Genomic DNA, 20,984 nt, shown 5'->3' on the forward strand with positions numbered 1-20,984 from the left:
GGTGTTCAGCTCCCGGGCCTTCGGCCCAGCACCGCGCCGTCCGTCCCGCTGCCGTCCCCGGGGGGCCGGTCGAACGCGGCGAGCAGCACGGACTCCTCCACCGGATCGAGGAAGTGCCCGCCGGGCAGCGGGGTGAGGTCGAACGCCACGTCGGTGTGCGCGTGCCACCGGGCCGCCGCCTCCGGCGTGACCAGCGGGTCGCGTCGGCCGTGGAAGACGTGGATCGGCACCGGCAGGGCGGGGCGGGGGGTCCACCGGTAGGTCTCGGCGACCTCCAGGTCGGCCCGGAGGGTGGGCAGCAGCAGCCGCAGGAGGTCCCGGTTGGCCAGCAGGGCCGGCGGGGTGCCGCCGAGTTCGGCGGCCCGGTCGATCAGCACGTCGTCGGGCAGGTGGTGCAGGAGATGACCGGCGCGGCGGCCGACGTCCGGCGCCTCCGCACCGGAGACGACCAGCCGGTCGGGCAGCCGTCCGCCCGACCCGCGCAGGTGCTGGAGCAGTTCGTAGCCGACCAGCGCGCCGAGGCTGTGCCCGTAGAGCACGTAGCGGCCGTCGAGCAGGGGGCGCAGCGCCGTGGCGAGGTCGGCCACGAGTGGTCCGATGCGGGTGTACGGGGGCTCGGCGTAGCGGGCCTCCCGACCCGGTGGCCGCACCAGCACCACCTCCATGCCGGTGACCTGTCCCGCCCAGTGCGCGTAGCCGGCCGGTCCGCCGCCGGCGTGTGGCAGGCAGATCAGCCGGGCCCGCGCGTCGGGCCGGGCCACCGGGATCTGCCACCAGCGGTCGCCGGTCATGACTCTCGGTCGGCGAGGATGACGCCACCGGCGATGACCTCGGCCGGGTCGACCTCGACGATCCACGCGCGGACCGCCTCCCGGGGGGCGCCGATGGTGGCGCTGACCGCGTCGGCCAGCGCGGCGAGCAGGTCCCGCTTCTGCTGGGCGGTCCGGCCGGTGGACATGGTGACCTGGATGAACGGCATGGGTGACCTCCGGTCAGGGTTGGATCGCGACGGTGAGGGTGCGCCCGCCACCGTGCACCACCAGCGAGCCCGCGCGGGCCGGCACCGAGGCGGCCGGGGAGCCGAGCAGCACCCGACTGCCGGCGGCCAGGCCACCGACCTGACCGGCCAGCCAGGCGAGTTGGGGGGCGGGCGGGGCCAGGTCGGCCAGGTCGCCCTCGGCCAGCGTGGTGCCGTCCAGGGTGAGTCGCAGGACCCCCGTACGGTGGTCGACGGGTTCGGCGGCCAGGACCACCGCGCCGCCGGAGGAGTTGTCGGCGACCACCTCGGCGGCACAGAACCGGTAGTCCCGCCAGGCGCTGTCCAGGACGTCGAGGGCCAGCACCAGGTGGCTGACCGCCTCCTCGGCCTGCGCCGGGGTGGCGTCCGCCGGAAGGTCCGCGCCGAGCACCGCCGCCAACTCCGGTTCGACCCGGGGCTGGAGGAAATCGGCCAGTCGGACCGGGCCGGTTCGCAGCTGGGGCGCGGGAACCCGTCCGTAGATGGGTTCGGTCAGCCCCATCTGCCGCTGCTTGGCCGGGCTGAGCAGGCCGAGTTTCCAGGCGGCGGGGGCACCGAAGAGGTCGGCCTGGATCCGGTAGGCGTCGGCCAGCGGCACGGTGCCGAACCGGTTGCCGGCGGTGGGCCGGCGGTCGGCGCGGGCGGCGCGGACCGTGTCCCGCAGGGCCCGGACGGCGACGTCGGTCACCTCGATGCTCCCTTCCGGGCCAGCATCAGCAGGCTGCCGGGCATCCGGGGATGGACCGCGCGCACCAGCTCGAAGCCACCGGCGGCGAAGGTTTCCCGCCAGCCTGCCTCGTCCATCAGCCGTTGCCGCATCATCGCGTGCACCAGCGTGAACTCGGGATTGAACAGGTGGCCGCCGGTGGGCCGGGCCGGGTCGGGCGAGACCTCGGCGACCAGCAGGTGCGCGCCGTCGGGTAGCCGGTCGGCCAGGTCCCGCAGGTAGCCGACGAGCGCCGGACGCCCGTCGGCGAGGATCTCGTGCAGCAGGAAGAACGCGATGACCAGGTCGGTGCGGGCCAGTTCCGGGATGCCGTCGAGCGATCCGGCGTCGGCGCAGCGGACCGCGATCCGGTCGCCGACGCCGGCCGCGTCGATCTCACGGCGGGCCTCGGCGCAGGCGTCGGCGTTCACGTCGAGGCCGAGTCCGGCGGCGTCCGTGGCCCGGCAGACCGACAGCAGGAACCGCGCGTTGCCGCAGCCGAGGTCGACGACGTGGTCGACGCCGACGCCGTCCAGCAACTCCCGGGCCGGTGGGACGAGGTCCCGCGCGCCGACGATGGCCGAACCCACGGCGACCCCGCGCCCGTCCCGCCGGATGTCCGTGCCGTAGCGGACCGCGCCGGTGAGGAGATCCCCGACGGAACGCAGCGGGACGCCGTAGCCCCCGCAGAGCCAGACCAGGTAGCCGACGTCCGCGCGGACGGCCTCGGCCAGCGGGGTCAGCGCGTACCGGCCGTCGTGCCGGTGCACCATGCCCCGTTCGGTGAGGTAGCGCAGCAGTTCGGCGGCGAGCAGTTCCTCGCCGTCGGCGGCGAGACCGTTCCAGTCGCCGTCGCGGACGAGAACGTCCAGCGCGCCGGTGGTCTCCAGCGACGCCAGGACGGCGCACAACGCAAAACCCTGGAACACGTCGAACGCGGGACGGGCATGCGGGGTTGAGGTGGGTGCCAGGTTGCCAAGGACCATTATCGGCCTCCGGAAAATCGGTTGCGGCCTACGGGCATGGTGTGGCCGGTGCCGTTGCGGCCAAGAGCAGAAGCTATCACCGTCATCAATCTATCGACAATCTCTGTCCACTGCACACCGCGTGCTGTGCCAGTAAACGCAGCCAGTGTCGGCCCGGGGCCGGTCAGGGGGTCGTGCGGAGCTTCGCCAGCGGTCGCCGAAGCGCTTTCCGGCCCCTGGTGCCCCGGTGCCGACCGGTACGTCGTAAACCCCCATCGCCCGGTGTGGCGATGGGGGTAAGGCCTGGTCGTCGTGGCTGGAAGGGGGGGTGTCCGGATGGCTGGTGGTGTGCTCGCCGCCCGGATCGCCGATGGCCGACGAGGGGGCTTAACTAAATTTCAACGAGCCATTTAGTAAAGGTGAATATCAATGTTAGGGAATCGTACCAGTGGGGTTGACAAAAGTCAATGCTGTTTTCGTGCCGAATCTGCGTGTACCAATGGAGGGGGTCAGCCTTAATTGTCACTCGCGTGTTTGGGGACTACCTTGTCACTCGAATTGGACGAGCAAGTCGCCGGTCAGTACGACCCGGAGCCGATCATCCGTGACTACCTCGAAACGGAATTCGGCGACCGGCGCCTCGGTCGCACGGACGACATCTTCGCCCTGGGCTACGTCAACTCCCTGTTCGCCCTCGAACTGGTGACGTTCATCGAACGCACCTTCGCGGTCGTCCTCGAAATCGAGGACCTCGACCTGGCCAACTTCCGCAGCATCGCCAGCATGACCGACCTGGTCGACGCCAAGCGGGGTGGCCGCGCCGGCGCGCCGGAGCCACGTCCGTGACCGGCGACGTCCGCGTCCGGCCCGCCCCCGCCGGCACGGAACCCGTGTCGGGGCTGGCCGGGTTCCGTCAGCGGTACCGGTCGGACGCGGGGGAGTGGGACCGGGCCGGCCGGCTGCCCACCGAGGTCCTCGACGCGGTGCGCGGCAACGGCTGGCTCGGCGCCGCCGTCCCGGCCGCCTACGGCGGGGCCGACCTGGACGCGATGACCTTCGGCCGGCTCTGCGCCGGGCTCGGCGCGGTGTGCAGTTCGGTGCGCAGCCTCGTCACCGTGCAGTCCATGGTGGCCGACGTGCTCGCCCGGCGCGGGGACGCGTCCCAACGTGCCACCTGGCTGCCCCGACTCGCCGACGGCACGGTCCTCGCCGCGCTCGCCGCCACCGAGGACACTTCGGGCAGCGACCTGGCCGGCGTCCGTACCCGGATCGACCGCATCCCGGCCGGCCTGCGGATCACCGGTCGCAAGCGCTGGGTGACCTTCGGCGAGCTGGCGCGGGTCTTCCTCGTGCTGGGCGTCTCCGACGCCGGCCCCACCGCCGTGCTCGTACCCCGGGACACCCCCGGCCTGACCGTGCACCCCGTCCGGGGACAACTCGGCCTGCGCGCCGCCATGCTGGCCGACGTCGCACTGGACGGGGCCGTGGTGCCGGCCGGCAACCAGCTCGCCGGGGCCGGGGTCGGGCTGACCCACGTGGTGGCCGCCGCGCTGGACCACGGGCGGTTCAGCGTCGCCTGGGGTTGTGTGGGCATGGCCGAGGCGTGCCTGGAACTCAGCGCCCGGCACGCGGTGTCCCGCCGTACCGGCACCGGTGTGCTCGCCGACCGGCAACTGGTCCGCCGGCTGGTCACCGACATGGTCGCCGCGGTCACCTCCGCCCGGCTGGTCTGCGAGGACGCCGCGCGGTGGCGGCAGACCCGCCCCCGACCGGACCGGACCATGCTGGCCAAGTACGTCGCGGCCCGGGCGGCGGCGCGGGTTACCCGGGACGCGGTGCAGGTGCTCGGCGCGCAGGGCTGCGCGCCGGGCCACCCCGCCGAGCGGTTCTTCCGGGACGCCAAGATCATGCAGATCATCGAGGGAGCCGACGAGATCTGCCAGGACCACGTCTGCGACGCCGAGTTCCGCCGCTGGGCGGGTACCGCGACGGCCGGGCAGGGGGTCGGCTGATGCCGTTGTACGTCCGCCGGGTCGCCACCTTCCTGCCCGAACGCGTGTGCCCCGTCGCCGGGCTCCCCGAACTCGCCGCCGCCGACGAGGCGCAGCGGACCGCCGTGCTCCGGTTGGGCGTCGAGCGGGTACGCGACGCGGGTGACCTCGGCGAGGTGTCGCTCGCCGCCGGGGCCGCCAGCGCCGCGCTCGCCGAGACCGGCACCGACCCGGCCGAGGTCGACGTGCTGCTGCTGGTGCAGGGGCGCGCCCCCGAGCACCTGCTCTCCAGTGAGGCCACCCGGGTACAGCGGCTGGTCGGTGCCAGCCACGCGGTCACCCTCGGCGTCGGCGAGCTGGGCTGCGTCTCCTCCTCGGCCGCCCTCGCCGTCTGCTCCGGACTCTTCGCCGCCAACCCCGGCTGGCGCACCGGACTGGTCGCCATGGGCGCCCGCGCGGCCACGGCGGCCCGGTACCGCCCACCGATGACCGTGCTCGGCGACGGCGGGCTGGCCGCGCTCGTCACGTCGTCCCCGGGTAGTGGCTTCCGGCTGGTCGACCAGATCCTGACCAGCAACGGCGAGTACGCCGACCTGTTCCGGATCCGCTACCGCGACCGCCCGGCGTCCCGCTGGCAGGAGGAGTGCGCCGACCCGCACACCTACTCCTTCCGGCTGGCCCTGGAGAGCCGGCGGCGGCTGGCCGACCTCAACGCCGAACTGCTGGCCCGCAACGGGCTGCGGGCCGACGAGGTGCGCTACGTGATGCAGAACCTCTCGACCGGCGCGTTCGCCTTCTGGCAGGAGGCCCTCGACGTCGAGCTGCTTCCGGTCTGCGTCCGCAACCTGCGCGAGTACGGCCACCTCGGCTCCGCCGACGTGCTGCTCAACCTGGCCGGGGCGGCGCCCGCACTGCGCGCCGGGGACCGGGTGCTGGTGATGAACAGCAGCCCGGTGGCCGCCTGGAGTTCGGCCCTGTTCGAGTACCTGCCCGACGACGACCGGAAGGAAGGATCACCACGGTGAGCGGAGCGACCGAGCCCGTCGGGGTCAAGTGCGTGGTCTGGGACCTCGACGACACACTGTGGGACGGCGTGCTGCTCGAAGGTGACGTCCCCCGGCCCCGGGCGGAGGTGGTGGACACGCTGCGCACGCTGGACGGGCGGGGCATCCTGCACGCCGTCGCCAGTCGCGGCGACCACGACCGCGCCGTCGCGCACCTGCGCGACCTGGGGCTGCTCGACTACTTCGTGCACGTCGAGATCGGCTGGGACGCGAAATCCGTCGCGGTGACCCGGACCGCCGCGGCCCTCAACCTGAACCCGGACTCGTTCGCCTTCGTCGACAACGATCCGTCCGAACGCGACGAGGTGGCCGACGCCCTGCCCATGGTCCGCTGCTACCCGCACAGCGCGGCGGCCGACCTGCCGGACCGGCCGGAGTTCGTGCCCGAGCGGGTCACCGAGGACGCCCGGCGGCGGCGGACGATGTACCAGGCCGAACAGCGCCGTCGCGGCGACGAGGAGCGCGCCGGGGCACACCGGACCGAGTTCCTGGCCGGACTCGACCTGGTGATGACGGTGCGCCGGGCCCGCGAGGAGGACCTGGAACGGGCCCGGGAACTGACCGTCCGCACCCACCAGCTCAACACCACCGGGCGTACCTACTCGATGGAGCAGCTACGGGCGCTGTGCGTCGACCGCCGGCACGAGGTGCTGGTGGCGTCGCTGACCGACCGGTACGGCTCGTACGGCACGATCGGTCTGGCGGTCAGCGAGCTGACCGGCGACGACCACGTGCTCACTCTGCTGCTGATGTCCTGCCGGGTGGTCTCCCGGGGAGCCGGCAGCGCCCTGCTGCACCACGTCGTCGCCCGGGCCCGGTCGGCCGGACGCCGGCCGTGCGCGGAGTTCATCCCGTCCAGCGTCAACCGGATCATGCTGGTGAACCTGCGCTTCGCCGGGTTCGCCCCGGCGGGGGAGCGCGACGGCGTCCTGCTGCTCGCGATCGACCCCACCGCCGCGCCCGCTCCGGCCCCGGCCCACGTGCGCATCGTCGACGGCGACGACGCGGAGCCGGCGGGGGTCGCCGATCCGATGCCACCGGCAGGCCGCCGATGAGCCCCCTCGACCCGACCGAGCTGGCCGCCCGGGTGCGCGCGGCCGTGGCGGCGGTGCTGCGGACGGACGCCAACCAGCTCGCCGCCGACCGCTCGCTACGCGACCTCGGGGTGAACTCCATGCGCGCGATGCGGGTGGCGGCGCGGCTGGAGACCGGCCTCGGCGTCCCGGTGCGCCCCTGGCTGCTGCTCGAGCACGACCGGATCGACACCCTGGTCGACGCCCTCGCCGCCGAACTGTCCGCCGCACCCGACGACGCCGCCCCGACCGGGGCTGCCCCGACCGACGCGCCCGACGGCGTCGCCCCGGTCGCCGTCGTGCCGGCCGGGGGCGCGGCGCCGCCGGCCGACGCCGGGCCGGCCACCGGAGCGGGCCCGGCCACCCCCGCCGTGCCGTCGTCGGGGTCCCCGACCCGGCCGCTGTCCCACGCCGAGCAGACCCAGTGGTACCTGGCCTGGTCCCAGCCGCACGCCACCCGGTACGTCTTCTCCGGTGCGGTACGGCTGCGCGGTGACCTCGCCGTCGAGGCCCTCCGCGCGGCGTTCCAGGCGGTCGTCGAGCGCCACGAGCCTCTGCGGACCCGCTACCGGCTGGACGCCGACGGGGTGCCCCGCGCCGTGCCGGTCGCCCCGTGGCGCTTCCCGCTGCCGGTGACCGACCTGCGGGGCGACGCCGACCCGGCGGCCGGCGTGGCGGCGGCGGTACGCCACGAACGGGACACCCCGTTCGACCTCACCGGCGGTCGGCTGTTGCGGGCCCGGCTGCTGCGCACCGCCGACGACGAACACGTCCTGCTGGTGGCCGCCCACCACATCGCCTTCGACGGCTGGTCGCTCGGTCTGCTCTTCCGGGCGCTCGGTGCCGGCTACCGCGCGGCGACCGGCGCGCCCGCCCCGGCGCCCGCCCCGGCGCCCGCCCCGGCCCCCGCGCCCGCCCCGGCCCCGGCGCGCCCCGGCTACCGGGACTACGTCGAGTTCCAGGCGACCACCTGGCGACGGGACCGCCGGGCCCGCCTGGACTGGTGGCGCGACCAGCTCGCCGACGCCCGGACGGTGCTCGACGTGCCGGGTGACCTGCCGGGCGACCCCGGGCCGGACGGACCCGGGGAACTCCTGCGGTTCACCGTGGCACCCGCCCTGGCCGCCGGGGTGCGCGACCTCTGTCGTACCACCGGGGTCACCCTCTTCGTCGCCCTGGCCACCGCCTACGCGACCGTCCTGCACCACCGCACCGGCCAGGACGACCTGCTGCTCGGTACGCCGCTGACCCACCGCCCCCGGCCGGCCTTCCACCAGCTGATCGGAATGTTCGTCAACACCGTCGTGCTGCGCGCCCGCTTCGGGTCCGCCCCCACCTTCCGGGACCTGCTCGGGGAGGGCCGCCGGCGGGTGCTCGGCGCGCTGGAACACCAGGACGCCCCGCTCAACGCGGTCATCGAGGCCGCCGGCGCGGTCCGCGACCCGGACCGCAACCCGCTGTTCCAGGTGATGTTCGACCTGCACTCGTTCCCCCCGGACGAGTTGTCGTTGCCGGGCGTCGAGGTGCGCGCCCTCGACGGCGGCCCGGTGGGTCTGCACCGCTTCGAGACGCCGGGTCGGGAGGCCAAGTTCGACCTCACCCTCACCGTCGAGGACAGCGGTGAGGCGTTGCTGGCTGCCCTGGAGTACCGCGCCGACCGGTACTCGGCGGCCTGGGCGCGGCGCTTCGCCGACGACCTGACCACCCTGCTGGCGCAGGTGGTGGCCGATCCCGACCGGCCGGTCCGGGACCTCGCCGCCGCCCGCGCCGGGGACTCGGTCGCCCACGGGGAGGTGCTGGCCGTGCCGTCGCGCACCGTGCCCGAACTCGTCGAGGAGCAGGCCCGGATTCGGCCGGAGGCGGTCGCGGTGGTCGACCGGGAGCGCCGGATGACCTACGCGAAGCTGGACCGGGCGGCCGGGGAACTGGCCGGGCGGCTGCGTGCCGCCGGGGTCGGCCCGGAGACCACCGTGGGGGTGCTCGCCGAACGCTCCGCCGACCTGGTCGTCGACCTGCTGGCCGTCCTCAAGGCCGGCGGAGCGTACCTGCTCTTGGAACCGCGGCACCCGCGACAGCGGTGGCGGACCATGCTGCGCGACGGTGACGCGCGGCTGCTGCTGACCCGGACCCCGCTGGCCGCCCGGCTCGCCGACGACGACGGCGCGGACCCGCTGGAGGACGTCACCGGCGCGGCGGCGGACACCGACCGCCGGCTGCTGCTGTTCCCGGACCGTCGCCCGGCCCTCGACCGGTCACCGGCCCCGGAAGGGCGCCCCACCCCGGAGCGGTCGTCGGCGTCGACCGGCCGGGCCGGACCGGACAACACCGCCTACCTGCTGTTCACCTCCGGCTCCACCGGCACCCCGAAGGGCACCGCGGTCAGCCACCGGGCCCTGGTCAACGCCCATCTCGGCTGGCACCGCCGCTACCGCCTCGGACCGGACACGGCCCTCGCCCAGCTCGCCGGACCGGCCTTCGACGTGTTCAGCGGGGAGCTGGTCCGCGCGCTCTGCTCCGGTGCCCGGCTGGTGATCGTGCCCGACGAGGACGTCGTCGATCCGGTGCGCCTGCACGAGCTGCTGTGGCGGGAACGGGTCACCACCGCCGAGTTCGTCCCGTCGGTGCTGCGGCCGCTGCTCGACCACGCCGCGCCGCTGCCCAGCATGCGGTTGGTCGCCCTCGGTGTGGAACCGTGGACCGCGGCCGACCACCACCTGCTGCTGCGGCTGCTGCCGACCGGGACCGAGGTGGTCAACACCTACGGCGTCACCGAGGCGACCGTGGACACCACCATCGGCGCGCTGCCGACCGCCGGCCCCGAGCTGGCCGGTCGCGCGGCGGCGTACCGGTGGCCGGTCGGTCCGCCGATGCCCAACACGTCCGTCTACGTGCTCGACCACCGGCTGCGGCCGGTCCCGGTCGGCCAACCCGGCGAGGTGTGGATCGGCGGGGCGGGGGTCGCCCAGGGCTACCGGGGCCGGCCCGGCCACACCGCCGACCGGTTCCGGCCCGACCCGTACGCCCCCGCGTCGGGCAGCCGGATGTACCGCACCGGGGACCGGGGCCGGATGCTGCCCGACGGTCAGCTCGTGCTGCTCGGACGGGTGGACCGGCAGGTCAAGGTGCGTGGCATCCGGGTGGACCCGGAGGAGGTCGAGGCGGTGCTCGGCGCTGCCCCCGGGGTGCGCCGCGCCGTGGTCACGGTGGCGGTCGACGGCCCGGGTGCGGGGCTCACCGCCTACCTGGTCCGGGAACCGGGGGCCAGCCCCGACCTGCGCGTCGTCGCCACCCACGCCGCCCGCGCCCTGCCGCAGGCGATCTGCCCGGTGCGGTACGCGGTCCTGGACCGCCCGCCGCTCACCCCCAACGGCAAGATCGACTTTGCCGCGCTGGCGGCCGTCCCCACCCGGCCGGTCGGCCGGGACCGACCCGTCGACCGGCCGGCGACCGCCACCGAACGACAGGTCGCCGCCCTCTGCGCCGAGGTCCTCGGCGTCGACGAGGTCGGCACCCGCGTCGACTTCTTCGAGCTGGGCGGCCACTCGCTGCTGCTGGCCCGGCTGGTCGGCATGGTCCGCGACCGGCTCGCCGTCGAGCTGCCGGTCCGCGAGGTGCTGCTGGACCCCACGGTCGCCACGATCGCCGCGCTGGTCGACGCCGGGGCGGGCACCGTGGACCGGGCCGGTGCCGGCACCCCCACCGCGGCACCGACCGCCCGACGCGTCCGCGTGCGGGCCGTCGTCGGCGCCGACTCCACCCTGCGAGTACGACGAGGTGGTACCGATGTCCGAAGCTGACCGGAGCACCGAACTGGACGCCAGCCTGCTCCCGGCGACCGCCGCGCAGGAGCGGCTCTGGCTGGCCGAACGGTTCGCCGACGACCACGCCGTCTACCCGGTGCCGGTCCGGGTCGACCTGCGCGGCCCGCTGGACGTGCCCGCGCTGCGGGACGCCCTCGCCCGCTGCGTGGCCCGGCACGAGGCGCTGCGCACCGGATTCGACACCGTCGACGGCCGACCGCACCAGGTGATCGTCGACCCGCCCGGCCCGCCCGTCGCCGTCGACGTCACCGACCTTCGTCAGCTGCCACCGCACCAGCGCGCGCAACGGGCCCGGGACGTGGCCGACGCACAGCACCGCCGTCCCTTCGCCCCCACCGAACTGCCCCTGCTGCGGGTCCGGCTGCTGATGCTGGACGCCCGGCACCACGAACTCTGCCTCACCGTCCACCACACGGTCTGCGACGGCGCCTCCGTCGAGCAGCTCGTCGACGAGCTGCTCACCGACTACGCCGCAGCCGTCGCCGGCGGCCCGTCGCCGGTGCCGGAACCCCGGGTCGGGCTCGCCGAGTGGACCGAGCGGCGGCTCGCCCTGGCCGACTCACCCGCCGCGCGCGCCGATCTGGACCGGTGGCGGCGTCGCCTGGCCGGCGTGCCGTCCGTCCTGGAACTGCCCACCGACCGGCCCCGTCCCCGCACCGCGCCGGGCCGGGCGGCGGTGCACCGGTTCACCGTCGGGGCGCCGCTGCTGCCCCGGCTGCGCGAGGTGGGCCGGGAGTGCGGCGTCAGCCTGGTCGGCACCCTGCTCGGCGGACTGGCGGCGCTGCTGCACCGCTACACCCGGCAGCCGGACCTGTGCGTGGGCGTGCCGGTCACCCTGCGCGACGCCCCGGACCTGGACCGGACGCTCGGGCCGCTGCTCAACACCGTCGCCGTACGACTGACCGCCACCGGGTCCACCACCACCCGGGAACTGCTCACCGCCACCGGCCACGCGGTCCGCGAGGCGATGGCCCACGGTGCCGTGCCCTTCGAGCGGGTGGTCGACACCCTGGACCTGCCCGGCGTACCCGGGGTCACCCCGCTGTTCCAGGTGATGTTCTCCCACGAGCGGATCGGCACCCGTCGCTGGCGGGTCGGTGACCTGACCGCCACCGCCGAGGTGCTGGCGTACCCGTTCGCCCGCACCGACCTGGTCGTCGCGGTGGAGGAGTCCGACACCCGGCTGGACGGCCGGCTGGAGTACCGCGCGGACATCTTCGACGCCGCGCGGATGGCCCGGCTCGCCGGCCACTACACCACCCTGCTCGCCGCCGCCGTCCGGGAACCGGACCGGCCGGTCGCCACCCTGCCGCTGCTGACGACCGGGGAACGCGCGCTGGTCCTGGACGCCTGGAACGACACCGCCGTGCCGTACCCCGACACGGCGACCGTGGCCGAGCTCTTCGAGGAGCAGGTCCGTCGGGCCCCCGACGCCCCGGCGGTGCACACCGGCGGCGTGGCGACCAGCTACCGGGAGCTGAACCGGCGGGCCAACCGGATCGCCGCCGCCCTGACCGGCCTCGGCGTCGGTCCCGAGGTGGTGGTCGGCGTCTGCCTGCGCCGTTCGGTGGACGCGGTCGCCGCGTTGCTCGGCGTGCTCAAGGCCGGCGGTGGCTACCTGCCGCTGGACCCGGGCCACCCGCCGCGGCGGCTGGCCGCGCTCGTCGACGACGTGGCCGCGCCGGTGGTGCTCACCGACCAGGCGTGCGCCGACCGGGTCGCCGACGTCGGCACCCGGCTGCTCCTGCTCGACGACCCGGCCGCCGGGCTCGACCGGCACCCGGCCGACGACCCGCCCCGGCGCGGCGGTCCGGAGAGCCTGGCGTACGTCATCCACACCTCCGGCTCCACCGGCACCCCCAACGGGGTGGCCGTCGCCCACCGCGCGCTGGTCGCCCGGGTCCGCGAGGTGACCTACGGCCACTTCGGCCCCGGCCAGACGGTGCTGCACCTCGCCTCCCTGGCGTTCGACGCCTCCGTCACCGAGGTGTGGGCGCCGCTGCTCAACGGTGGGGCGCTCGCCGTTCCCGACCCCGACCTGCCCTTCCTCGACCAGGTGCGGGAGGGGATCACCCGCAACCCGGTGACCGTCGTGCAACTGGTCTCGCCGCAGCTGCCGCTGGTGCTCGACGCGGCGCCGGAACTGCTCGACGGCGTCGAGCGGGTCCTCGTCGGCGGCGACCTGATGTCGCCCCGGCACGCCGCCGCGCTGCTCGCCCGGCACGACCCGGGCCGGTTCACCTTCGTCCACCTCTACGGTCCGACCGAGTGCACCCTGATGGCGACGTGCGAGCGGGTCACCCAGGTCGACCCGGACGCGCCCTCGGTGCCGATCGGCCGGCCGCTGCCGAACACCCGGGTGTACGTGCTCTCCCCGGAGCTGGTCCCGGTACCGGTGGGGGTGCCCGGCGAGGTGGTCATCGCCGGGGCCGGCCTGGCCCGTGGCTACCTGGGCCGTCCGGCCGCGACCGCGCGACGGTTCCGGCCCGACCCGTTCGGCCCGCCCGGCAGCCGGATGTACCGCACCGGGGACCTGGGCCGGTTCCTTCCCGACGGCCGGATCGAGTTCCTCGGCCGGATCGACCGGCAGGTCAAGATCCGGGGTTTCCGGATCGAGACCGGCGAGGTCGAGGCGGCGTTGGCCGGCCATCCGGCGGTCGCCGAGGCGGTCGTCACCGCCCGGGACGACCTGCCCGGCGGTCGTGGGCTCGCCGGCTATCTGGTGCCGGCCGACCCGGCCGCGTCGCCGGACCCCGACGCGCTCCGCGAGCACCTGCGGGCGATCCTGCCCGGCCACATGGTGCCGGCCGGTTTCGTGGTGCTGCCCCGGCTGCCGTTGACCGGCAACGGGAAGGTCGACCGGGCCGCGCTGCCCCCGGTCGAGCTGACCGTCGGGGTGCGGGACCGGGCCGCCCGTACCCCGGTGGAACGGCAGCTCGCCCGGCTGTGGGCCGAGGCGCTGGAGGTGCCCGACGTGCCCACCGGCGCCGACTTCTTCGACATCGGCGGCAACTCGCTCCGGGTCACCAGGCTCTTCGACCTGATCGAGGCGACCTGGCCCGGCCGGCTCCGGCTGGCCGAACTGCTCGAACTGGGCACCGTGCGGCGTCAGGCGCGGGTGCTCCGGGACCGGATCGGCCCGGCCGCCGGCACGGCGGTCGCGGCATCGGACGTGAGAGGGGACGGTTCGTGACCGGGGAGGACATCGCGATCATCGGGGCCGCCGTGCGGTTTCCCGACGCGTCGGACCTGGCCGGGTTCCGGTCGGTCCTGGCCAAGGGGCGCGACTGCGTCCGGCCGTTGCCGGGTCCGCGCATCACCGCCTGCGGACTCGACCCGGCCGCCGGCTATCCGCAGGCGGCGTACCTGGACCGGATCGACCTGTTCGACCACCGGTTCTTCGGTCTGTCCCGCCGCGAGGCGGAGGCGATGGACCCGCACCACCGGCTGACCCTGCAACTGGCCTGGCACGCCGTCGAGGACGCCGGTTACCGGCCGGATCCGCTGCGCGAGGCACCCACCGCGGTCTTCCTCAGCGCCCCGAGCACGGACTGGGCCCACCTGGTCGCCGAACCGGACACCCTGGACCTGCTCGGCGGCAACCCCGCGGCGGTCGCCGGCCGGATCTCCTACCTGCTCGGACTCACCGGCACCTCGGTGACCGTCCACACCGGCTGCAACGGTTCGCTGGTCGCCGTCCACCAGGCGTGCCAGGAACTGCGTACCGGCGCGGCCCGGTACGCGCTGGCCGGCGGCCTCGCCGTGAAGACCGCCCACCCGACCGACGGGTTCCTGGAACGCTATCCGGAGATCATGTCGCCGGGCGCCCGGTCCCGGGCCTTCGACCGGGACGCCGACGGCACCGGTGACGGCGAGGGCGGCGCGGTCCTGCTGCTGACCACCCTGTCCCGGGCCCGCGCCGCCGGCGACCACGTGTACGCGGTCATCCGGGGCAGCGCCGTGCGGCACAACGGCACCCGCTCCGCCACCCTGACCGCCCCGAGCGCCCAGGCCCAGGCCGAGACGATCCGCGCCGCGTGGCAGGAGGCCGGCCTCGACCCGGCCGACGCCGGCTACCTGGAGGCCCACGGCTCCGGCACCCGCCTCGGCGACGCGGTGGAGATCGAGGGGATCGCCCTGGCCCGGCCGGACGCCACCACCCCGGTCCCGATCGGCTCGGTCAAGACCAACATCGGCCATGTCGACCACGCCGCCGGGATCGCCGGACTGGTCAAGGTGCTGCTCGGTCTGCACCACCGCGAGCTGTACCCCTCCCTGCACTTCACCGCCCCGCCGCCCGGGGTGGACCACACCGCCGCCCGCGTCGCGGTGGTCACCACCGCCCGCCCCTGGCCCGCCCCGGCCCACGGGCCACGGGCCGGTGGGGTCAGCTCGGTCAGCCTGGTCGGGGTCAACGCGCACTGTGTGCTCGCCGAGGCGCCGCAGCCGGACCGGTCGCCCCCCGGCCGCGACGACGACGCCCCCCGCCTGGTGACGGTCAGCGCCGCCAGTCCCGCCGCGCTCGCCGCCTACTGCCACCGCCTCGGCGCCGCCGTCGCCGAACTCGACGCGCCCCTGCCCGACGTGGCCCGCGTCCTCAACGAGGGCCGGGTCGACCTGGCCTACCGCACCGCGTTCCTCGCCACCGACCGGGCGGGTCTGGCCGCCCAGCTGACCGAGCGGGCGTCGGTGCTGCGCACCCTGCCGCCCGCGCCGGCCCTGGCCGCGCCCACCGTGGTCGGCCTGCACGACGGCCCGGCCGACGGCACCCTGGCCGCGCTGGGCGTCCGGCCGGACCGGACGGTGGACGCCGCCGGTGACGGTGCCGGCGCGGTCGAGCTGGCCCGACTGGTCGAGGAGTTGACCGTCGACGGACCGGTGGTCTTCGTCGACGTCGGCTCCGGCGAGCGGGTGCTCGGCACGGTACGGGCGCTGACCCGGGGACGCGACGACGTGGTCACCGTCTCGGTGCCACCCGGTCCGGACGGGGCGCTGCGCGCGGTGGCCGACCTGTACCAGCACGGCGTCGCGGTCGACTGGACCACGCACCACCGCACCTGCGGCCCGGACGCGTCGTTCCGGCGGCTCAGCCTGCCCGGCTACCCGTTCGACGAGGAGCCCTGCTGGCTGCCGGCCGCCCGGCTGCGCCGTACCGACCCGGGGCCGGGCACGGCGGCCAGCGGTGACTCCGCCGAGGAGCCGGCGGCCACCGGGCCGGACGACGTCGCCACGGTCGTCCGGGAGGTCTGGGGACAGGTGCTGCGCACCGACGTGCCCGCCGACGCCAACTACTTCGGCCTCGGCGGCAACTCCATCACCGCCCTGGAGATCATCGACGGGATCGACCGGCGCACCGGTGTCCGGCTCAAGCTGCTGGACCTCTACGAGTGCCCCCGCCCCGAGGACCTCGCCGCGCTGATCCGCCGACGGTCCCGGCCGGCCGTGGAGACCGGCGACGTGATCACCCCGAGCGGTGAGCCGGTGCTGTCGTACGGGCAGGAACGCCTCTGGTTCCACCACCAGCTCGCCCCGGACAGCCCGCTCTACAACATCCCGACCACCTTCCAACTGCTCGGTCCGCTCGACGTACCCGCGCTCCGGGCCGCCCTGGACGACTTCGCCGAGCGGCACGAGACGCTGCGGTCCCGGATGCCCACCCGCGACGGACGGCCGTACCTGGTCGTCGACGAGCGGATCCCCGACCTGCTCCGGCAGGTCGACCTCACCGGCCGCCCGGACCCGCACGCCGCCGCGGCGGCGCTGGTGGCCGACGAGGCCCTGGTCCCGTTCGACCTGGCGGCCGGGCCGCTGTTCCGGGCCCTGCTGGTGCGGGTCGCCCCCGAGGAGCACCTGCTCTTCATGAACGTGCACCACGCCGTCGACGACGGGTGGAGCCCGGCCATCCTCGACACCGAGCTCTCCGCCATGTACACCGCGCGCCGGCAGGGGCGGGCCGCGCGGCTGGAGCCGGTGCCGATCCGCTACCGCGACTACGCGGCGTGGCAGCGCCGCCGGATGACCGGGGCGGTGCTGACCGCCGAACTCGACTACTGGCGACGGCGGCTCGCCGACCCGCCGGTGCTGGACCTGCCCACCGACCGGCCCCGACCGGCGACCCGGAGCTACACCGGCGACCTGATCCGGTTCACCATCCCGGCCGAGCTGGCCGCCCGGCTGCGGGCGGTGGGCCAGCGCACCTCCACCACCACCTTCACCGTGGTGCTCAGCGCGATCCAGACCCTGCTGGCCCGGTACAGCGGGCAGCGGGACGTCGTGGTGGGTACCCCCACCGCCGGCCGGTCCCGTCCGGAGACCCGGGGCGTCGTCGGCTTCTTCAACAACTCCGTGGCGCTGCGCGGCGACCTCTCCGGCGACCCGACCTTCGTCGAGCTGCTGCACCGCAACCGGCAGGTGGTGGTGGAGGCGCTGGAACACGACGACGTGCCGTTCGAGAAGGTCGTGGAGGCCCTCGCGCCGGTCCGCGACGGCGGGCGCAACCCGCTGTTCGACGTGATGTACGTCCACCAGACCCTGCCCACCCTCGGCACCCGCCTGCCCGATCTGCGGATGCGGATGTACGACGACGTGCCCGGCACCACCGCCACCAACGGCCTCGCCCCGGGGATGGCCAAGTTCGACCTGACCTTCTTCGTCTGGGACCGGGAGGGCTTCACCGACCTGCCCGCCGGCATCGAGTACAGCGCGGAGCTGTTCGACCGGGGCACCGTCGAGCAACTGGCCCGGCACCTGCTGCGGGTCCTGGACGAACTGACCCGGGACCCGCAGGCCCCGGTCCGGGCGGCGCTGGTCGACCGGCTCGGGGCCGACGACCTGCGCGGGCCGGCCCTGCCGGAGGTCACCGACCCGGCGACGACCCTGCACGGACTGGTCGCCCGGCGGGCCCGCATCGCGCCGGACGACCCCGCGCTGGAGTCGGCCGACGGCACGCTGACCTACCGGGAACTGCACCAGCGGTTCACCGCGACCGCCGCCGAGCTGCGCCGACGCGGCGTGGGCCGCGGTGACCTGGTCGCCGTCGCGCTGCCCCGCTCGGTCACCCTGGTCACCACCGTGCTCGGAGTGCTGGCCGCCGGTGCGGCGTTCCTGCCCCTGGATCCGGAGCACCCCGCCGACCGGCTCGCCTTCCAGCTCACCGACTCCGGCGCCGCCGCCCTGGTCGCCGCCGACCCGGTGCCGGTGCCGCCGGCCTGGCGGGGGCTCCGGGTCCGCCCGGAGGACCTCACCGCGCCACCGGCCGCCGGGAACCCGAACGTCCCCGAGGGACCGGACGACCCCGCCGGCCACCCGACCGACGCCGCCTACGCGATCTACACCTCGGGGTCGACCGGGCGGCCCAAGGCCGTCCTGGTGGCGCACGCGGGCGCGGTGACCTTCGTCCGGGGCACGGTCGAGGCGCTCGGTCTGGGCCGGGACACCCGGATGCTCCAGTTCGCCTCCAGCACCTTCGACGCGTCCGTCTACGAGCTGTTCACCACCCTGGCCGCCGGCGGCACGGTCGTGCTCGCCCCGCCCGGTCGGCTGCTGGTCGGCCGGGACCTGGCCGACTTCCTGGTCACCCACCGGATCGGCGCGACCCTGCTGCCCCCGTCGGTGCTGGCGTCCCTGCCCGACGGTCCGTTGCCCGACCTGCGGCTGCTCGTCGCGGGGGCCGAGCCGCTCAGCGCCGACCTGGTGGCCCGGTTCGCCCCGGGACGACGCATGGTCAACGCGTACGGCCCCACCGAGGGCTCGGTCTCGGTCACCCTGGCCGAGTGCGTGGCCGACGGTCGCCGGCCCACCATCGGCCGGCCGCTGCCCGGCACCCGGCTGCGGGTGCTCGACGACGCCGGCCGCCCGGTGCCCCCGGGCGTCCCCGGCGAGCTGCACGTCTGCGGTCCGAACGTGGCCCACGGCTACCTCGGCCGGCCCGCGCTGACCGCGCAGCGGTTCGTCGTCGACCCGACCGGCCACGGCGACCGGATGTACCGCACCGGGGACCGGGTGCGGCTGCTGCCCGACGGCCGGCTGGACTTCCTCGGCCGCACCGACGACCAGGTCAAGCACCGGGGATACCGGATCGAGCTGGGCGAGATCGAGGCGGCCCTGCGGGAACACCCGGCCGTGCCGGAGGCCGCCGTCGCCCTGCACCCCGACGACACCGGTGGACGACTCGTCGCCTACCTGGTCGACCCGGGCGCGGCCTGGCCGGAGATCCGGGCCTGGCTGGCCGACCGGCTCCCCGGCCATCTGGTGCCGGCCGCCGCCGTGCCGATTCCCCGGCTGCCGTTGACGGCCAGCGGGAAGGTGGACCGGCGGGCGCTGCCGGCCCCGCCCCGCCCGGCCGCTCCCACCGCCGTCCACGACGACCTGACAGCGACGCTGCTCGGCCTCTTCGAGGAGGTGCTCGGGGTCGACGGCGTCGGCGTCGACGACAACTTCTTCGACCGGGGCGGTCACTCGCTGCTCGCCGCCCACCTGGTCGGCCGGCTGGAGGCGGTCACCGGCAGCCGGCTGCCCCTGGCGGTGCTCTTCGAGCGGGCCACCCCGGCCGGGCTCGCCGACGCGCTGCGCCACGCCGACCGGTACGTGCACCGCAGCCTGGTGCCGATCCGGCCGGAGGGCAGTCGACCCCCGCTGTTCCTGGTGCACCCCTCCGGCGGCAACGTGCTCTGCTACCAGCCGCTGACCCGGTACCTCCACGCCGACCAACCGCTGTACGGCCTCCAGGCCCACGGCCTCGGACCGGGGCACGAGCCCGACCGGACCGTACCCGAGATGGCCGCCCGGTACCTGGCGCAGCTGCGCGCCCTGGTGCCGCACGGCCCGTACCGGATCGGCGGATGGTCCTTCGGGGGTCTGGTCGCCTTCGAGATGGCGGCGCAGCTCACCCGGCAGGGCGAACGGGTGGACCTGCTGGCGCTCATCGACGCCGACCTCACCGAGGAGGCCCCGGCCGCCCCGGACGACGACGCCGAGCTGCTCTTCCTCGGGGTGCGACCGTTCGCCACGGCGGACGAACTGGCCGCCCTCTCCGACCCGGTCCGCCCGCCCGTGGCCGAGTCGCTGCGGATCGCCGCCCGGGTCGGCCTGCTGCCGGCCGGGATGGGCCCGGCCGAGCTGGGTCGCTTCCTGCGGCTGCTGCGGGTCAACGGCGAGGCCGTCCGCCGGTGGCGGCCGGAGCCGGTCCGTGGCGACGTGCTGCTGCTCCGGGCCCGGCAGGGCCGGCTCGACCGGGCCGGCGTGGCGGCGCTGACCGCCCTGGTGGACGGCCGCACCAGCGTCGCCGACGTGCCCGGCGACCACCACACCGTGCTCACCGGCCACCCGGAGGTGGTGGCCGCCGCGCTGGCCGGGCACCTGTCCGGCCCCGACACCGGAAGGCAGGAACGGTCGTGACCCTACCGACAGCCGTGCAGGGAACCACGGGCATCGTGGGCGCCGGCACCATGGGAACCGGCGTCGCCCAATGCCTCGTCGAGGCGGGCTACCGGGTGGTGGTGTACGACCCGGTGCCCGGCGCCCTCGACGACGGCCGTACCCGGCTGACGGCCGGCCTGCGTACCCGGGCGCTGCTGCGACCCGGCCCACGCACCGAACCGGCGCTGGTCGCCGAGCGGATGTGCTGGACCGCGACCCCGGAACCGCTGGCCGAGGCGGAGTTCGTCATCGAGTGCGGCCCGGAACGCGTCGAGGTGAAGCGGGACATCCTGGCCACGCTCGACGCGACCTGCGCGCCGAGCACGGTGATCGCGTCGAACACCTCGGCCATCCCGATCACCCGGATCGCCGGCTGGGTCCGGCAGCCGGAACGGGTGCTCGGCATGCACTTCATGAATCCGGCCCCGCTGAAGGACACCGTCGAGGTGATCCGGGCCGTGCACACCAGCGACGGGACCATCACCAAGGCCCGGGAACTGCTGGCCAGCATGGGCAAGGACGCCGTGCTGGTGGCCGACGCCGCCGGGTTCGTCTCCAACCGGGTGCTGATGCTCACCGTGAACGAGGCCGCGTTCCTGGTGCACGAACGCACCGCTCCGGCCCGGGAGGTCGACCAGGTCTTCCGCAGCTGCTTCGGTCACCCGATGGGTCCACTGGAGACCGCCGACCTGATCGGTCTCGACGTCATCCTGGACTCCCTCGACGTGCTCTACGAGCACTACCGCGACCCGAAGTTCCGGCCCTGCCCGCTGCTGGCACAACTCGTCTACGCCGGCCACCACGGACGCAAGTCCGGCCGGGGGTTCCACACCTACCGGGCCACCCCGGGCAGCCGCCCCGGTTGAGCGCCGCACCCGGCGGCGGTCACCGGCGCGGTCGCGTCGGCGGCCGCCGCCCCGATCCGTCCA

12 protein-coding genes are annotated in these 20,984 nt (G+C 75.2%); 8 read left to right on the top strand and 4 right to left on the bottom strand.

The window, feature by feature from the left end; all coding sequences use genetic code 11:
* Positions 1 to 5: 5 nt before the first annotated feature.
* Genes AB0F58_RS27635 through AB0F58_RS27650 form a run of 4 tightly spaced genes read right to left on the bottom strand, consistent with a single transcriptional unit; the run spans position 6 to position 2,635 of the window.
* Positions 6 to 791 carry a thioesterase domain-containing protein gene (locus AB0F58_RS27635; RefSeq protein ID WP_357148964.1) on the bottom strand — a complete coding sequence of 262 codons (786 nt, stop codon included), beginning with the start codon at positions 789 to 791 and terminating at the stop codon, positions 6 to 8.
* Entirely contained in the window at positions 788 to 1,030 is a 243-nt protein-coding gene (locus AB0F58_RS27640) for a tautomerase family protein (protein WP_357148967.1), read from the bottom strand. The genes AB0F58_RS27635 and AB0F58_RS27640 overlap by 4 nt, the downstream gene beginning before the upstream one ends.
* A complete protein-coding gene (locus AB0F58_RS27645) occupies positions 993 to 1,706 on the bottom strand; it encodes a fumarylacetoacetate hydrolase family protein (RefSeq protein WP_357148970.1) in 714 nt (237 codons plus the stop codon). Before AB0F58_RS27645 ends, AB0F58_RS27640 begins: the two co-directional genes overlap by 38 nt.
* Positions 1,703 to 2,635: a class I SAM-dependent methyltransferase gene (locus AB0F58_RS27650; protein ID WP_357148972.1), complete on the bottom strand. Its 933-nt coding sequence runs from the start codon at positions 2,633 to 2,635 to the stop codon at positions 1,703 to 1,705. The genes AB0F58_RS27645 and AB0F58_RS27650 overlap by 4 nt, the downstream gene beginning before the upstream one ends.
* Positions 2,636 to 3,247: 612 nt before the next feature.
* Between AB0F58_RS27650 and AB0F58_RS27655 the strand changes: the two genes are divergently transcribed.
* The 8 genes from AB0F58_RS27655 to AB0F58_RS27690 are packed head-to-tail and all read left to right on the top strand — an operon-like array spanning position 3,248 to position 20,921.
* Positions 3,248 to 3,535, top strand: coding sequence for a phosphopantetheine-binding protein (locus tag AB0F58_RS27655; RefSeq protein WP_357148975.1), 288 nt, complete (start codon positions 3,248 to 3,250; stop codon positions 3,533 to 3,535).
* A complete protein-coding gene (locus tag AB0F58_RS27660) occupies positions 3,532 to 4,701 on the top strand; it encodes an acyl-CoA dehydrogenase family protein (RefSeq protein ID WP_357148978.1) in 1,170 nt (389 codons plus the stop codon). Before AB0F58_RS27655 ends, AB0F58_RS27660 begins: the two co-directional genes overlap by 4 nt.
* The gene (locus tag AB0F58_RS27665) at positions 4,701 to 5,705 is read left to right on the top strand and encodes a hypothetical protein (RefSeq protein WP_357148981.1); all 1,005 of its coding nucleotides are present in this window, start codon (positions 4,701 to 4,703) and stop codon (positions 5,703 to 5,705) included. The genes AB0F58_RS27660 and AB0F58_RS27665 overlap by 1 nt, the downstream gene beginning before the upstream one ends.
* Positions 5,702 to 6,799, top strand: coding sequence for an HAD-IIIC family phosphatase (locus tag AB0F58_RS27670; RefSeq protein ID WP_357148984.1), 1,098 nt, complete (start codon positions 5,702 to 5,704; stop codon positions 6,797 to 6,799). The genes AB0F58_RS27665 and AB0F58_RS27670 overlap by 4 nt, the downstream gene beginning before the upstream one ends.
* Positions 6,796 to 10,614, top strand: coding sequence for an amino acid adenylation domain-containing protein (locus AB0F58_RS27675; RefSeq protein WP_357148987.1), 3,819 nt, complete (start codon positions 6,796 to 6,798; stop codon positions 10,612 to 10,614). The genes AB0F58_RS27670 and AB0F58_RS27675 overlap by 4 nt, the downstream gene beginning before the upstream one ends.
* The gene (locus AB0F58_RS27680) at positions 10,601 to 13,831 is read left to right on the top strand and encodes an amino acid adenylation domain-containing protein (protein WP_357148990.1); all 3,231 of its coding nucleotides are present in this window, start codon (positions 10,601 to 10,603) and stop codon (positions 13,829 to 13,831) included. Before AB0F58_RS27675 ends, AB0F58_RS27680 begins: the two co-directional genes overlap by 14 nt.
* Positions 13,828 to 20,034, top strand: a complete 6,207-nt coding sequence (locus tag AB0F58_RS27685) for an amino acid adenylation domain-containing protein (protein ID WP_357148993.1) — start codon at positions 13,828 to 13,830, stop codon at positions 20,032 to 20,034. Before AB0F58_RS27680 ends, AB0F58_RS27685 begins: the two co-directional genes overlap by 4 nt.
* On the top strand, positions 20,031 to 20,921 hold the full coding sequence (locus AB0F58_RS27690) for a 3-hydroxyacyl-CoA dehydrogenase NAD-binding domain-containing protein (protein WP_357148996.1): 891 nt from the start codon (positions 20,031 to 20,033) through the stop codon (positions 20,919 to 20,921). Before AB0F58_RS27685 ends, AB0F58_RS27690 begins: the two co-directional genes overlap by 4 nt.
* Positions 20,922 to 20,984: the final 63 nt, after the last annotated feature.

Origin of the sequence: Micromonospora sp. NPDC023956 (assembly GCF_040639195.1) — a bacterium.
Lineage (GTDB): Bacteria > Actinomycetota > Actinomycetes > Mycobacteriales > Micromonosporaceae > Micromonospora.

Bases quoted from the DNA above. Each gene is read 5' to 3' on its own strand.
- AB0F58_RS27635 (WP_357148964.1), bottom strand. From the start codon at position 791: ATGACCGGCGACCGCTGGTGGCAGATCCCGGTGGCCCGGCCCGACGCG.
- AB0F58_RS27665 (WP_357148981.1), top strand. From the start codon at position 4,701: ATGCCGTTGTACGTCCGCCGGGTCGCCACCTTCCTGCCCGAACGCGTG.
- AB0F58_RS27675 (WP_357148987.1), top strand. From the start codon at position 6,796: ATGAGCCCCCTCGACCCGACCGAGCTGGCCGCCCGGGTGCGCGCGGCC.
- AB0F58_RS27680 (WP_357148990.1), top strand. From the start codon at position 10,601: ATGTCCGAAGCTGACCGGAGCACCGAACTGGACGCCAGCCTGCTCCCG.